The organism is Rhizobium indicum (assembly GCF_005862305.2).
Classification (GTDB): Bacteria; Pseudomonadota; Alphaproteobacteria; order Rhizobiales; family Rhizobiaceae; genus Rhizobium; species Rhizobium indicum.
On record NZ_CP054021.1, the window covers coordinates 35,974 to 50,458 of the forward strand.

Annotated in this window: 10 protein-coding genes; 6 read left to right on the top strand and 4 right to left on the bottom strand. The window is 62.4% G+C overall.

The annotated features are described in order from the left end of the window. The first annotated feature begins 155 nt into the window (after positions 1 to 155). Positions 156 to 689, top strand: coding sequence for a ribonuclease H family protein (locus FFM53_RS00170; protein ID WP_138329270.1), 534 nt, complete (start codon positions 156 to 158; stop codon positions 687 to 689). 143 nt (positions 690 to 832) lie between these two features. Here FFM53_RS00170 and FFM53_RS00175 read toward each other — a convergent pair whose 3' ends face one another. Then, positions 833 to 3,145 carry an NADP-dependent malic enzyme gene (locus tag FFM53_RS00175; RefSeq protein WP_138389043.1) on the bottom strand — a complete coding sequence of 771 codons (2,313 nt, stop codon included), beginning with the start codon at positions 3,143 to 3,145 and terminating at the stop codon, positions 833 to 835. Between the two features lie 427 nt (positions 3,146 to 3,572). On the opposite strand from FFM53_RS00175, the gene FFM53_RS00180 reads away from it, so the two are divergent. Next, positions 3,573 to 5,012: an FAD-binding oxidoreductase gene (locus FFM53_RS00180; RefSeq protein WP_138389044.1), complete on the top strand. Its 1,440-nt coding sequence runs from the start codon at positions 3,573 to 3,575 to the stop codon at positions 5,010 to 5,012. 60 nt (positions 5,013 to 5,072) lie between these two features. Here FFM53_RS00180 and FFM53_RS00185 read toward each other — a convergent pair whose 3' ends face one another. After that, the gene (locus FFM53_RS00185; RefSeq protein WP_138329274.1) at positions 5,073 to 5,633 is read right to left on the bottom strand and encodes a TetR/AcrR family transcriptional regulator; all 561 of its coding nucleotides are present in this window, start codon (positions 5,631 to 5,633) and stop codon (positions 5,073 to 5,075) included. 231 nt (positions 5,634 to 5,864) lie between these two features. On the opposite strand from FFM53_RS00185, the gene FFM53_RS00190 reads away from it, so the two are divergent. Continuing rightward, on the top strand, positions 5,865 to 7,043 hold the full coding sequence (locus FFM53_RS00190; protein ID WP_173883517.1) for an efflux RND transporter periplasmic adaptor subunit: 1,179 nt from the start codon (positions 5,865 to 5,867) through the stop codon (positions 7,041 to 7,043). Between the two features lie 5 nt (positions 7,044 to 7,048). After that, on the top strand, positions 7,049 to 10,201 hold the full coding sequence (locus FFM53_RS00195) for an efflux RND transporter permease subunit (RefSeq protein WP_138389045.1): 3,153 nt from the start codon (positions 7,049 to 7,051) through the stop codon (positions 10,199 to 10,201). Between the two features lie 67 nt (positions 10,202 to 10,268). Here FFM53_RS00195 and FFM53_RS00200 read toward each other — a convergent pair whose 3' ends face one another. Then, the gene (locus FFM53_RS00200; RefSeq protein ID WP_138389046.1) at positions 10,269 to 11,018 is read right to left on the bottom strand and encodes a histidine phosphatase family protein; all 750 of its coding nucleotides are present in this window, start codon (positions 11,016 to 11,018) and stop codon (positions 10,269 to 10,271) included. A 233-nt stretch (positions 11,019 to 11,251) separates the two neighbouring features. On the opposite strand from FFM53_RS00200, the gene FFM53_RS00205 reads away from it, so the two are divergent. After that, positions 11,252 to 12,094: a UDP-2,3-diacylglucosamine diphosphatase gene (locus FFM53_RS00205; RefSeq protein WP_024321852.1), complete on the top strand. Its 843-nt coding sequence runs from the start codon at positions 11,252 to 11,254 to the stop codon at positions 12,092 to 12,094. 211 nt (positions 12,095 to 12,305) lie between these two features. Further along, positions 12,306 to 13,526 (top strand): MFS transporter, encoded by a 1,221-nt coding sequence (locus FFM53_RS00210; RefSeq protein ID WP_138389047.1) that lies wholly within the window; start codon positions 12,306 to 12,308, stop codon positions 13,524 to 13,526. Here the strand turns inward: FFM53_RS00210 and dgcA are convergent. Next, positions 13,478 to 14,461, bottom strand: coding sequence for an N-acetyl-D-Glu racemase DgcA (dgcA, locus tag FFM53_RS00215; protein ID WP_138389048.1), 984 nt, complete (start codon positions 14,459 to 14,461; stop codon positions 13,478 to 13,480). The two genes, FFM53_RS00210 and dgcA, sit on opposite strands and share 49 nt — an antisense overlap. Positions 14,462 to 14,485 lie beyond the last annotated feature (24 nt).

Below are 14,485 nucleotides of genomic sequence, written 5' to 3' on the forward strand. Positions count from 1 at the left end.
AAATTCCTACCGTATTTTCGCGATTTTATCCAGCGGACCGCCAGAGACCCAATGTTCGATTATGAAGAGGCTGCCGATGGTAATCAACGAGGCCACGTGCTCCACTCCAATCTCCTCAGTCGCTTGGGGAACGTACTCATATCCGGACGTCGAAAATGACAGGTATTGCCAACGAACTCAGCTCCCCCGCAACGACAGTCGGGCTGCCGGAAACCCAGCACGGCTTCCACGTCTTCGTGGACGGTTGTTATGAACCCGGTTCTGGGCACGGAGGCTGGGCATTCGTCGTTTATCGCGATGCGGCGGAAATCGCGTCCGGCTTCGGTGGCGCCGAAGATTCCGCCAATAATTCGATGGAATTGACCGCCGTGCTCAGGGCGGCAATCTGGATCAACAGCGAGGCAAGCGGCGAGCCTGTCACCATCTGGTCCGATTCCGTCTACGCCGTCAAAGGCTGCAACAGCCGGCGACATATCTGGAGGAACAACGGCTGGAGGAAAGGCAACCCCAATGGGAATGCTCGAAACCGAACTATCGCCAATGCGGAACTCTGGAAAGCGGTCGATCTTCAATTATCCCAGAAGCCGCTCATTGCCATTGCCTGGTGCAAGGGCCACTCCGGCATTGCCGGTAACGAACGCGCCGATGCGCTTGCGGATAAAGGGCGCCTGTCGATACGGAGTGCCTGATACGGCATGAGGACATGTCTTGGAGCCAAAGGATTTTATCCCGGGCCTGATATCTGCTGCATATCAACCGGCTGCAGATGCTCGGGACAAGCCCGAGCATGACGAAAGGGAGTTGGCCGACTTTGTCAGCAGCCTGAACCGGCTCAAGCCGGCTGCGATGCCTCCACAACCGCCAGTGCCGCCATATTGACGACGCCGCGGGAGGTGACCGAGGGAGCGAGAATATGGGCGGGCAGGGCGGTGCCGAGCAGGATCGGGCCGACATGCAGGCCGTCGGTCATCGACTTGACCACGCCGAGGGTGATGTTGGCGGCATCGAGGTTTGGGAAGACCAGGAGGTTCGCCTCATCGTGCAATGTCGTGTCCGGCATGACGCGCTTGCGCAGTGCTTCGGTGATGGCGCTTTCGCCGTGCATCTCACCGTCGACCTCGAGGTCGGGCGCGGCTTCGCGCACGAGCTGCAGGGCGTTGCGCATCTTCGTGGCGCTTTCGGACTCACGCGAGCCGAAATTGGAATGCGAGACCAGGGCGGCGCGCGGGGTGAGGCCGAAACGGCGGATTTCCTCGGCCGCCAGCACCGTCGCCTCGGCGACCTCCTCGGCAGTCGGATTGAAGGTGACATAGGTGTCGGTGAAGAAGGTGGCGCCGCGCTGCGAGATCATCAGGCTGAGTGCGGAGAAATCGCGGACATTCTTGCGCTTGCCGATGATCTGGCGGACGTCGCGCAGGTGCTTTTCGTAGCGGCCTTCGAGGCCGCAGATCAGCGCATCGGCCTCTCCGCGCCTCAGCGCCAGTGCGCCGATGACGGTGGTGTTGGTGCGCACGATCGTGCGGGCCGCTTCCGGGATGACGCCACGCCGGCCGACGAGGGAGAAATAGAGATCGACATATTCGCGGAAGCGCGGATCGTCTTCCGGATTGATGACCTCGAAATCCTGCAGCGGGCGGATGCGCAGGCCGTAGCGCTTCAGGCGCGTCTCGATGACTTGCGGGCGGCCGATCAGGATCGGTTCGGCAAGGCCTTCTTCGAGCAGCACCTGGGCAGCGCGCAGCACGCGCTCGTCCTCGCCTTCGGAAAAGATGACGCGCTTGCGCTCGGCGGCCTTGGCCGCGGTGAAGATCGGCTTCATGACGAAGCCGGAGCGAAAGACGAAGCGGTTCAACTGGTCGAGATAGGCGTCGAAATCCTGGATCGGGCGGCGTGCCACGCCGCTCTGTTCGGCGGCTTTGGCGACTGCAGGCGCGATGCGCAGGATCAGGCGCGGATCGAAGGGCGAGGGGATGAGGTAGTCCGGGCCGAAGACCGGAGTCTCACCGGAATAGGCGCGAGCGGCGACGTCGGACGGCTCTTCGCGGGCAAGGGCTGCGATGGTGCGCACGGCCGCCATCTTCATTTCCTCATTGATCGTCTCGGCGCCGCAATCGAGCGCGCCGCGGAAGATATAAGGGAAGCAGAGGACGTTGTTGACCTGGTTGGCGAAATCCGAGCGGCCAGTGCAGATCATCGCGTCGGGGCGGGCAGCGCGGGCGAGATCGGGCATGATCTCCGGCGTCGGATTGGCAAGGGCCATGATCAGCGGCTTGTCGGCCATCTGCGCCAGCAGCTCCGGCTTCAGCACGCCGGCGGCGGAAAGGCCGAGGAAGACATCGGCGCCGCCGATATTTTCGGCCAGAGTGCGTGTGTCGCTCTTCTGGGCATAAATGGATTTCCATTCGTCCATCAGCTCGATGCGGCCCTCATAGACGAGGCCTTCGAGATCGTGGACCCAGATGTTTTCGCGTTTTGCCCCGAGAATGACAAGCAGGTTGAGGCAGGCAAGGGCGGCAGCACCGGCCCCGGAGGCGACGATCTTGACGTTCTCGATCGCCTTGCCGGCGAGTTCCAGCCCGTTCAGGATCGCGGCGGCGACGATGATCGCCGTGCCGTGCTGATCGTCGTGGAAAACGGGGATCTTCATCTTCTCGCGCAGGCGCCGCTCGACCTCGAAACATTCCGGCGCCTTGATGTCTTCGAGGTTGATACCGCCGAAGGTCGGCTCCAGCGAGGCGATGGTCGAGACCATCTGGTCGACGCCTGCGGCATCGATCTCGATATCGAAGACGTCGATGCCGGCGAATTTCTTGAAGAGCACAGCCTTGCCCTCCATGACCGGTTTGGAGGCAAGCGGGCCGATATTGCCGAGGCCAAGCACGGCGGTGCCGTTGGAGATGACGGCGACGAGATTGGCGCGCGAGGTATATTCGGCCGCCATCTCCGGATTGTCGCGGATGGCAAGGCAAGGGGCGGCAACGCCGGGCGAATAGGCGAGCGCCAGGTCGCGCTGGTTGCCGAGCGGCTTGGTCGCCTGGATCTCCAGCTTGCCGGGGCGGGGATAGCGGTGGAAGAAAAGTGCCTGCTCGTCGAGATCGCCGCTCGTCAGGTTCTTTTCCGTCTTCGATTTTTCCGGGTGATCCATCGCCGCCTCCGTGCACGTCTTTTGAGCTCCCTCCATACATCAATCGGATACGGGCGACAGTATGGAAATGAGGGATGGGAGAAGTTTTCGCGAGGTGGGCGGGGGTATACTGTGTGGCACCCCCTCTGCCCTGCCGGGCATCTCCCCCACAAGGGTGGAGATCGGCAAGCGGTTGGATCATCCGTTCCTCTCTGCAGCATCGAAATAACTTTACGGCAGTTGTTTGGGGAAGCCGCCGCGCCCATCCGATCTCCCTCCTTGTGGGGGAGATGCCCGGCAGGGCAGAGGGGGGTACCCCAGGGCACTTCAGATTGGGCTGACGTATCGTCATCACGGGACTAATCCCTTTGGGAAACTTGTTTGACGACTTCAACAAGCGCAAAATGCCGCCGCGAGGGTGCGGGGCGCCGGTCGCATGGAGGAAATCATGGACAATTTGAACCTGACGACCCTGCAAAAGGGGCAGACGATGGTCAATGACGTGGCCATCGATGCCTTTGCCGCCGGATTTCGCGGCAGTCTCCTGACCAGCAAGGACATGGATTACAACGAGGCGCGGGCGATCTGGAATGCGATGATTGACCGCCGGCCCGGGCTTATTGCGCGATGCGCGGGTGCCGCCGATGTCGTGCGGGCGGTGCGGTTTGCACGCGACAACAATCTGCTCGTTTCAGTGCGTGGCGGTGGCCATGGCATTGCCGGCAACGCCGTCTGCGAGGGCGGTATCGTCATCGACCTGTCGGCGATGAAATCGGTGCGGGTCGATCCGCAGACGCGGCGCGCCAGGATCGAGCCGGGCGCCACGCTTGCCGATGTCGACCAGGAAACGCTGGCCTTCGGGCTGGTGCTGCCGACCGGCATCAATTCGACGACCGGCATTGCCGGCCTGACGCTCGGCGGCGGCTTCGGCTGGCTGACCCGCAAATTCGGGCTGACGCTGGATAATCTGCTTTCGGTTGATGTAGTGACGGCCGACGGCGAACTGGTCAAGGCGAGCGAAAAGGAAATGCCGGACCTCTTCTGGGCGCTGCGCGGCGGCGGCGGCAATTTCGGCGTCGTCACCTCCTTCGAGTTCCAACTCAACCCTCTCAACACAGAGGTTCTCGCCGGGCTGGTCGTACATCCCTTCGCTGATGCGGAGAAGGTGCTGAGGGAATACCGACAGGCGCTGGACGCGGCACCTGACGAACTGACCTGCTGGGTGGTGATGCGCCAGGCGCCTCCGCTGCCGTTCCTTCCCGCGGAATGGCACGGCAAGGAAATCGTCGTGCTCGCCATGTGCTACTGCGGAGACATCGCGGCGGGCGAAAAGGCAACGTCTCGATTGCGCGCGATCGGAAATCCCATTGCCGACGTCGTCGGCCCGGTGCCGTTCACCGGCTGGCAGCAGGCATTCGACCCGTTGCTCACGCCCGGCGCACGCAATTACTGGAAGAGCCAGGATTTTGCATCTCTCCCCGATGTCGCGATCGAGGTTCTGCTTAATGCCGTGCGCAGGCTGCCCGGCCCGGAATGCGAGATCTTCATCGGTCATGTCGGCGGTGCGGCTGGCCGCGTGGCCACCGAGGCCACCGCATTTCCGCAACGCAGTTCGCATTTCGTCATGAATGTGCATGCGCGCTGGCGGGAGACCGGGATGGATGGAAGCTGCATAGGCTGGGCACGGGATCTGTTCGAGGCTACCAAGCCGCATTCGGTCGGCACCGCCTACATCAACTTCATGCCCGAAGACGAAGGTGATCGCGTCGAGACTGCCTACGGCGCCAACTACGCTCGCCTTGCCGAGATCAAGCGGCGCTACGATCCGAACAATCTGTTCCGGATGAACCAGAATGTTAAACCGATGGCGGCAGTGCGAGCTGCCTAGCCCGACCATCCCCGCGCTCGGGTGATATAGCCGGGCGCGGGATGAGACGCCAATTGCTTGTCACCCCTCGGTGAGTTCGATCAATTCACGCAGTAGAACCGCGTCGTCGGACGCGGCATGGTCGTCAGGCCGTAAAACATGGGCAAGCCATGCGCCGTCCGCCGCCAGGCGAACGATCTCCAGCCGCATTCCCATGTCGGTTTCGGCGTGCCTGACCAGCCGGTCATTCATCCATCTGTGCCAGAGGCTCTTGGAGTAGGGGTCGGCGAGCACCGTCATCGTCTGCGCCGACCACGGGCTGTTGGCAAGGGCTCGGTCGGCAAACAGGGTGCGGACATAGGCGCGGGTGAATGTGCCATGGCCGCCCTTATCCTTTTCAAGCTCCTCGTCGATCTCGCGGTCGAGGCTTTCCATCATGCCGTCGAACACGGCCTCTATAAGAGCCTGCTTATTGGGGAAGTGATGAAACAGCCCTCCCTTGGTCACGCCGGCTGCGCTGGCGACTGCCTGCAGGCTGACGGCGGCCAGGCCATGCTCGAGCGCCAGCTTCCTGGCGCAATCGAGAAGAGCCTGCCGCACGACATCCGGCTGTTTCTTTCTGTTGCGGGGGCTATCTACCAATGCATGACCTGTGTTCGAGATAAGCTACGCGCCGAGGCGCCTGAGAAGATCAGTATCACTCCCGGGATCGCCGGGCCATGGGAGTTCCGATCATGATAATGCTATCATACCAACCGGTAGGTATCTTGCAAAGCAAAAAAGATCGACTATCTGTCGGCCGAGGAGGCCCGCCGAACGTCATTTCGGCGGGCTGTGCTTTTTTGGACCCCAGCGGGACCAGCAGGAAGGCTAATGAACATGCTTTTTCGAACGAAATCATTGCGTTATACGTTTGTCCTGGCGCTGATATTCGGTGCCGGCCTGCCGGCTTACGCCCAGGAAGGCGGCGCGATGCCGCCAGCAGCCGTCGGCGTCCTGACGCTCAACGCGCGTCCGGTTCCCGTTATCAGCGAATTGCCCGGCCGCATTGCCGCGACGCGCGTTTCCGAAGTGCGGGCCAGGGTTTCCGGCATCCTGCAGGAACGGATCTTCGAGCAGGGCAGCCTCGTTCATCAGGGCGATGTGCTCTACCGGATCGATCCGGCGCTTTTCCGGGTCCGCGTGGCCAGTGCGGAAGCAAGCCTCGATCGCGCCAGGGCGACGCAGCTGAATGCCCGCCAGCAGCTAGACCGGCAGAAGTCGCTGCGCGACCGCGATGTTGCAAGCGGTATCGAATATGATGCGGCCGCCGTCGCCCTTGCGCAGGCCGATGCCGATATCGCGCTGGCGCAGGCGGCGCTCGACGAAGCGAAGATTAATCTCGGCTATACCGAAGTTCGCGCGCCTATATCAGGCATCATCGGTGGCGCGCTGGTGACGGAAGGCGCGCTGGTGACGGCCGACGCCGGCGACGCGCTGGCGATGATCCAGCAGATCGACCCAGTTTATGCCGACTTCATGCAATCCTCCGGAGACCTGCTGGCGCTGAAGCGGGCGGTCGAGAACGGCAGCCTCACGTCGACCGAACCAGGCAAGGCCGACATCAAGCTCGTCTTTGATGACGGCACGGTCTATGGCGAAGCCGGTAAGCTGCTCTTCAGCAGTGCCAGCGTCGATGCGACGACCGGGCAGGTCACCCTTCGCGGTGAATTTCCCAATCCGAAGGGCGACCTGCTGCCGGGTCTTTACATCAGGGTCCGCATCGAACAGGCCGTCCGTGAGAAGGCGATCCTTATCCCGCAGCGCGCCGTCATCCGCACGGCCGACGGCAAGGCGCAGGTCTATGTCGTCCAGGAGGGAGACGTAGCACAGCCGCGTGACGTGGAGCTCGGTCAATCCTTCGACAATGAATGGGTGGTCGAAAGCGGCCTGTCACCAGGTGAGCGTCTCGTTGTCGACGGCGGCCAGAAGCTGCAGCCGGGCGCAAAGGTCGCCCCGGAAGAGTGGCGGAATGGCCAGCTCGCGTCCGGTGACGCCAAGAAGCCGGAGTAAGATCGATGGCACGTTTCTTTATCGATCGCCCGATCCTTGCCTGGGTCTTTGCGATCTTCATCTCTCTCGCCGGCCTGATCGCTCTACCGTTCCTGCCGGTTGCGCAATATCCAAAGGTCGCGCCGCCGCAGCTCAGCATCACCACCAGCTATCCCGGCGCGTCGCCGCAGGACATTTATCAGGGCGTTACTCGCCAGATCGAAGAAGAGCTGAACGGCGTCGAGCACCTTTCCTATTTCGAGTCGACCTCCGATACCTCAGGCGCAATGACGATCACCGCGACCTTTGCGGCCGGCACCGATATCGACCAGGCCTCGGTCGACGTTCAGAACGCCATCCGCCGCGTCGAACCGCGGCTGCCGCAATCCGTCAAGGATCAGGGCATCACCGTCGAGGAGGCGTCCTCAGGCTTCCTGATGTTCATCTCGCTGACCTCGACGGACGGGAAGACCGACGAGGTGGCGCTCGGCGACTATCTCAACCGAAACGTCATCGGCGAGCTGCGCCGTCTCGAAGGCGTCGGCCGCGCCCAGCTGTTTGCGTCGCAGCGGGCGATGCGCATCTGGATCGATCCCGACAAGATGGTCGGCCTGAACCTGACAGCATCCGACATCAGCGCGGCGATATCGGCGCAGAACGCCCAGGTCGCAGCTGGCCAGATCGGCGCAGCGCCCAATCCGATCTCGCAGGACCTGACGGCGACGGTGCTGGTGAAGGGGCAACTGACCGATATCAAGGAGTTCGGAGACATCGTGCTGCGCGCCAATGCCGACGGATCGAACGTCAGGCTGCGCGATGTCGCGCGCATCGAAGAGGGCAGCGAGAGCTACAGTTTCTCGACCCGCTTGAACGGGCAGCCGAGTGCCGCCATCGCCATCCAGCTGTCGTCGACGGGCAATGCCGTCAATACGTCCAACCTGGTCAAGGCGAAGATGGAGGAGCTGTCACGCTTCTTCCCTGATGGCGTCGAATATTCCGTTCCCTATGATACCAGCCCGTTCGTCTCGGCATCGATCGAGAAGGTGGCGCATACACTCGCAGAAGCCGTCGCGCTCGTCTTCGTCGTCATGCTCATCTTCCTGCAGAGCTTCCGCTATACCATCATTCCGACGCTCGTCGTGCCCGTCGCGCTGCTCGGGACGCTTGCTGTCATGTTTGCCGCCGGCTTCTCGATCAACGTGCTGACGATGTTCGCGATGGTGCTTGCCATCGGCATTCTGGTCGACGACGCCATCGTGGTGGTGGAAAACGTCGAGCGGTTGATGGCGGTGGAAGGGCTGTCACCGAAGGAAGCGACCCACAAGGCGATGCGGCAGATCACCGGCGCGATCCTCGGGATTACGCTGGTTCTCTCCTGCGTCTTCGTGCCGATGGCGTTCTTCCCGGGTTCCACCGGCATCATCTACCGTCAGTTCAGCCTGACCATGGTCGTATCCATCCTGTTTTCGGCCTTCCTGGCGCTGTCGCTGACCCCGGCGCTTTGCGCCACCTTCCTGAAGCCGATCAAAGGTCATCACGAGAAGAAGGGTATCGCCGGCTGGTTCAACCGCAACTTCGACCGGCTGACCGGCCGTTATGCCCGAACCGTCGAGGGACTGGCCAAGCGCTCCTGGCGGGTGATGGCCGTCTATGTCGCGCTGCTCATCGGCCTTGGCTACCTCTTCGTCAACCTGCCGAGCAGCTTCGTGCCGGATGAGGATCAGGGCTTCCTGATCGTCGACGTGCAGGGACCGCCGGAGGCGAGCCGCAACCGCACGGTGGCCTCGCTCGAAAGCATCGAGGCGATTTTCAAGAAAGAGCCGGCCGTTGCCAACGTCGTCGCGATCCAGGGCTTCAGCTTCTCGGGGCAGGGACCGAACGCCGCCCTGGTGTTCGTTACGCTCAAGGACTGGGCCGAACGCGGCGCCGGCAATTCGGTACAGGAGATCTCCAACCGCGCCAATATGCAGCTGTTTGGGCTGAAGGACGCCACATCCTTCGCGCTGTCGCCGCCGCCGATCGAAGGGTTCGGCACGACCAACGGCTTCACCTTCCGCCTTCAGGATCGCGGGGCGAAAGGCCAGGCGGCACTGACCGAGGCGGCGGGAATGCTGATCGGCAAGGCATCGCAGAACCCCATCATATCAGGCATCCGACCGGAGGGCATGCCTGACTCAGCCCAGCTCGTGCTCGTTATCGATCGCGAGAAGGCAAATACCTTCGGCGTCGCCTTCGCCGACATCAACAGCACGATCACCGCCAATCTCGGCTCGAGCTATGTCAACGACTTCCCGAATTCGGGCCGCATGCAGCGCGTCATCGTGCAGGCACAGGACAAGAGCAGACTTCAGGCGGAAGACCTGATGAAGCTCAATGTCCGCAATGCGAGCGGCGGCATGGTGCCGCTATCGTCCTTCGCCGTCGCCGAATGGCAGAAGGGACCGGCGCAGATCGTCGGCTATAACGGTTACCCTTCCGTACGTATCTCTGGCGCTCCGGCGCCTGGATATTCGTCGGGGGCGGCGATTGCCGAAATGGAGCGGCTGGCCTCGGAACTTCCCGACGGCTTCGGCTTCGAATGGACCGGCCAGTCGCTGGAGGAGCTGAGATCGGGATCGCAGGCGCCGTTCCTGTTCGGCCTCAGCATCCTTTTCGTCTTCCTGCTGCTGTCGGGGCTTTACGAGAGTTGGTCCATCCCGTTGTCGGTGATGCTGGTCGTGCCGCTTGGCGTCATCGGCTGCGTGCTCGCGGTGATGAGCCGCGACATGTCCAACGACATCTACTTCAAGGTCGGCCTGATCGCGATCATCGGACTATCGGCGAAGAATGCCATTCTGATCGTCGAATTCGCCAAGGACGGTTTTGCCGAGGGGAAATCGCTGATGGATGCCGCGATCGAAGGTGCCCGTCTGCGCTTCCGGCCGATCATCATGACCTCGCTCGCCTTCACTTTGGGCGTGGTGCCCCTGGCGATCGCCACGGGGCCAAGTGCGGCGAGCCAGAATGCCATCGGCACGGGCGTGCTCGGCGGCATGATCTCGGCGACGGTGCTGGCGATCTTCTTCGTTCCCGTCTTCTTCGTCTTCGTGCTGCGTCTCTTGAGGACGAAGCGGCCAGAGACTGTGAATGAGGAGGTGCCGACCGGACAGGAGCCGGCAACCGTCACGTCGCCGAGCTGAGGTGAAGAGTTGGCGGGTTGCCTTGCGCAACCCGCCGCAGACCTTTGCGGCGGTCCGATTTCAGGAATTATGCAGTCGGCTTCGGCGTGATCGTCACGTCGGCGCCATAGGCATCGCGCAATTCGCCTTCCTGTCCCGGCTGCCGGTCGGCGGCCTGATGCAGCAGGATCGACTCGTATCCTTGCGAGCGCGTCCCCTCGATCAGCGTGATATCGGCATTTCCGGGATTGTCGGAGCGCTCGAACCACTCGACAGGGCGGTGCAGGAAATTCATCTCGACCGCCCGGTTGGTGACGCCATGGCCGACGATCACGACGGTGTGGTCGCTATTTTCGGCGTCGTGCATGACTGTCTGCAGGAACAGACGCACCCGCTGGGCCACATCCGCCCGGCTTTCGCCATCCGGCGGCCGGGCGTAGAACTTGCCGCTGTTACTGCGCAGCCTCGCCCATTTTTCGAACTCCTCGGGAAACTTCTGCTTCTGTTCGGCGTGGTCATAGATTTCGGTGAAGAGACCGAAATCCTGCTCGCGCAGCAGATAATCCTCCCTGATATCGCCGACGAAGCTTTCCGGCAGGGCTTCGAGCAGCGCATCCTTGCTCTGCCGGGTCCTGAGAAAGGGCGAATACCAGATCTGCAGCTTGCCGAAACCCGCGCTCGGCAATGCCTTGAGATAGGACGCGATCACGCCGCCTGCTTCGAGAGCCTGCCGATGGCCCCATCGCGTCAACGGCACGTTGTGATCGCCGAATTGGCGGTAGGCCTGTTCGTTGGTGTTGCCGAGGGATTCGCCGTGGCGAACGAGAAAGAGACGCATCAGCCATCCCGCATTGTCGGATATGAATCGCCGTCATCATGAACGCCCTGAATGCACAGGGCAACCTTGTCCGCGGACCTGGCGGCGACGGGCATACTGCCCACGCGGCGACGGCCATGCGGCCACGCGGCGACGGGCATACCGCCCACGTGGGATGAACAGGTTTGCAGGGCTTTTCCCCAGCTTGTCATCTTCCTGAAACACGAGTCTGGTTTTGGAAGGTTAGATGAAAGATGGGACATGAGCGGCAGCTCGTGAAAGACATGATGGAACCCAGACATTTCCGCACGCTCTTCATTTCCGATGTCCATCTCGGCTCGAAGGCCGCGAAGGCTGACTTCCTGCTGGATTTCCTGCGCCACCACGAGGCCGATACGATCGTGCTCGTCGGCGACATCGTCGACGGCTGGCGCCTGAAGCGCAGCTGGTACTGGCCGCAGGTCTGCAACGACGTCGTCCAGAAACTGTTGCGCAAGGCGCGCAAGGGCACGCGCGTTGTCTATATTCCAGGCAATCACGACGAATTCCTGCGCGCCTTCCCGGGCATGCATTTCGGCGGCATCGAGGTTGTCGAGCGCATGATGCATGACGGCGCCGACGGCAAGAAATACCTGATCCTGCACGGCGACGAGTTCGACGTCGTGGTCCGCAACGCCCGGCTGCTCGCCTATCTCGGCGACTGGGCCTATGACACGGCGATCCGCATCAACATCATCCTGGCGGCAGTGCGCCGCCGGCTGGGCATGCCCTACTGGTCGTTCTCGGCCTGGGCGAAGCTGCAGGTCAAGCATGCCGTCAATTTTATCGGCGAATTCGAGCGCGTCGTGGCCGAGGAAGCCCGCAAAAACGGCGCCGACGGCGTGATCTGCGGACATATCCATCATGCCATCATCCAGGATATGGACGGCATCCGCTACATCAACACCGGCGATTGGGTGGAAAGCTGCACGGCGGTCGCCGAGCACGAGGATGGCACGTTCGAACTGATCACCTGGCGGGCGCTCGCCAGCAGTGTGCCGGCGCTTGCCGCCATCGAAATGCATGACGAGGGTGAGTTGGCCCCGCAGGCCGCCTGATTTTGGCGCCCGCGCTTTACAGCGCCGCGCGTCTTTTGAGACGCGCAAAGGATACCGTAGCATTTTGAAATTTTGCAGTAGGAATTTAGCCGTTACCGTCAGGCGACAGGCCCTATTTATTTTCTAAAACGTTTCAGAAGGGCTATTTCTCGCAATAGTCGCTTCCAGGGTGGTGTGTTAGGACAACGACGAGTTTCCTTCAGGTCCATCCATGATTCCCGCTCAAATTTCCCCGACGGGTGAGGGAGCGCCGCCGCGCTTCCGATTGCTCAGCGCGCTTTCCTATTGCGCGCCGCTGCTCGTCAACGGCATCGTCCTGCCGTTCTTCCCCGTCTGGCTTGCGGGCCACAGCTTCAGCGACCACGAAATCGGTGTGATCCTGGCCGTTCCGATGGTGGTGCGCGTGCTGGTGGCGCCTGTTGTCGCCATGATCGCCGACCGGATGAAGGAGCGCGCCGACGTGCTGCTCTGGTCAGGCGGCCTCTCGCTGCTGACGGCGGTGGCACTCTACTGGACGACGACTTTCTGGCCTGTCTTCATCGTCTTTACGCTGCAGGGCGCCACCTTCGCGCCCTATGTGCCGGTCGTCGAATCGATCGTCATATCGGGCGTGCGCCGCTGGGGTCTCGATTACGGATCGATGCGGGTCTGGGGCTCGATTGCTTTCATCGTCTCGACGCTGGTCGGTGGCCAGTTGATCAACCGGTGGGGCGGCGGGATGGTGCTTGATGTCATGGCGTTCGGCTTTATCATGACCGTGGTCATGGCGATCTTCTGTCCGCGCATCGGGCCGACGCGGCGCCGCGGCCAGCCGATCGATCTTCCGGCCGCCACCGGCAGCGGCCTGCGTAAGCCGCACCTGCTGCTGCTCTTGATTGGCGTCGCCATCCAGCAATCGAGCCATGCGGTGCTCAACGCCTTCTCCTCGATCTACTGGCATCACCTCGGCTTTTCCGGCACCGAGGTCGGCCTGCTCTGGAGCGCCGGCGTCGCTTCGGAAGTGACGGTGTTCTTCCTGTCGAAGCGCCTCAGCCGTCGCTTCGACGCCTGGACGCTGATCCGCTTCGGCTGCGCCATCAGCGTCTGCCGCTGGATCCTGTTTCCGATGAATACGGGCTTTGCCGGTTTCTTCCTGCTGCAGTGTTTCCACGGCTTCACCTACGCCTTCGTGCATACCGGCGTGCAGCGGCGGATCGTGGCTACGGTGCAGGAGACGCAGGAATCCTCGGCGCAGGGCGCCTATTTCTTCTATGTCGGCATGGCGATGGCGCTGATGACCCTGGCGTCGGGTTATCTCTATGCCTGGCTCGGCGTCGTCAGCTATTACCTCATGGCCGTAGTCGCGTTCTCCGGCCTCGGCCTCGTGATCTTCGCCTATTATCTTCAGCCCCAAAGGTTAGTTTCGGGCGGAAAGACCAGGGAAGCGGCGTAACGCAGGCCGGGTTCGCGGTCGCGGGCAAGCAGCAGCGGACCATCGAGATCGACGAAATCGGCATTCTGGGCGAGCAGAACGGCGGGCGCCATGGCAAGCGAGGTGCCGACCATGCAGCCGATCATGATGCTGAATCCAAGCCGTTCGGCCTCGGCCTTCATCGACAGCGCCTCCGTCAGGCCGCCGGTCTTGTCGAGCTTGATGTTGATCGCGTCGTAGCGGTCGGCAAGGCTTGCGAGATCGCCGGTGTGGTGGACGCTCTCGTCGGCGCAGACGAGGAGCGGGCGGCGGATTTCGGCGAGCAACGCGTCGCGACCGGCCGGCAGCGGTTGTTCGACGAGGGCCACACCCGCTTGCGCCGCGATATTGAGGTGGTGTTCCAACACCGCTTCCGGCCAGCCCTCATTGGCATCAAGGATGATGGCGGTATCGGGCGCGGCCGCGCGGACGGCGCGGATGCGGCTTTCATCGTCCCCGGTTCCGACCTTGACCTTGAGCAGTGCACGGCCGGCATGTTCGCGGGCCTGGGCGGCCATCACCTCCGGCTCACCGAGCGAGATGGTGTAGGCTGTGGTGAGCGGCTGCGGAGCGGAAAGGCCGAGACGGGCCGCGACGCTTTCACCGGTTTGTTTCGCCTCCAGGTCCCAGAGGGCGCAATCGACGGCGTTGCGGGCCGCACCCGGCGGCATCGCCGACAGCAGGTCGCGGCGCGAGATGCCGGCCTCGATCAGCGGTCGCGCCGCCTCGATCTGGGCGAAAACACTCTCCATGGTCTCGCCGTAGCGGCGGTAGGGCACGCATTCGCCAAGCCCCTGCTTACCCTCTTCGATAAGCGTGCAGGTGATGACGTCGGCCTCGGTCTTTGCCCCGCGCGAGATGGTGAAGGTCCCGGCAATCGGAAAGGAATTCATCTGGATATCGAGGGTGCGCGGCATTATTGCTCTCCTGCAAGCATGGAA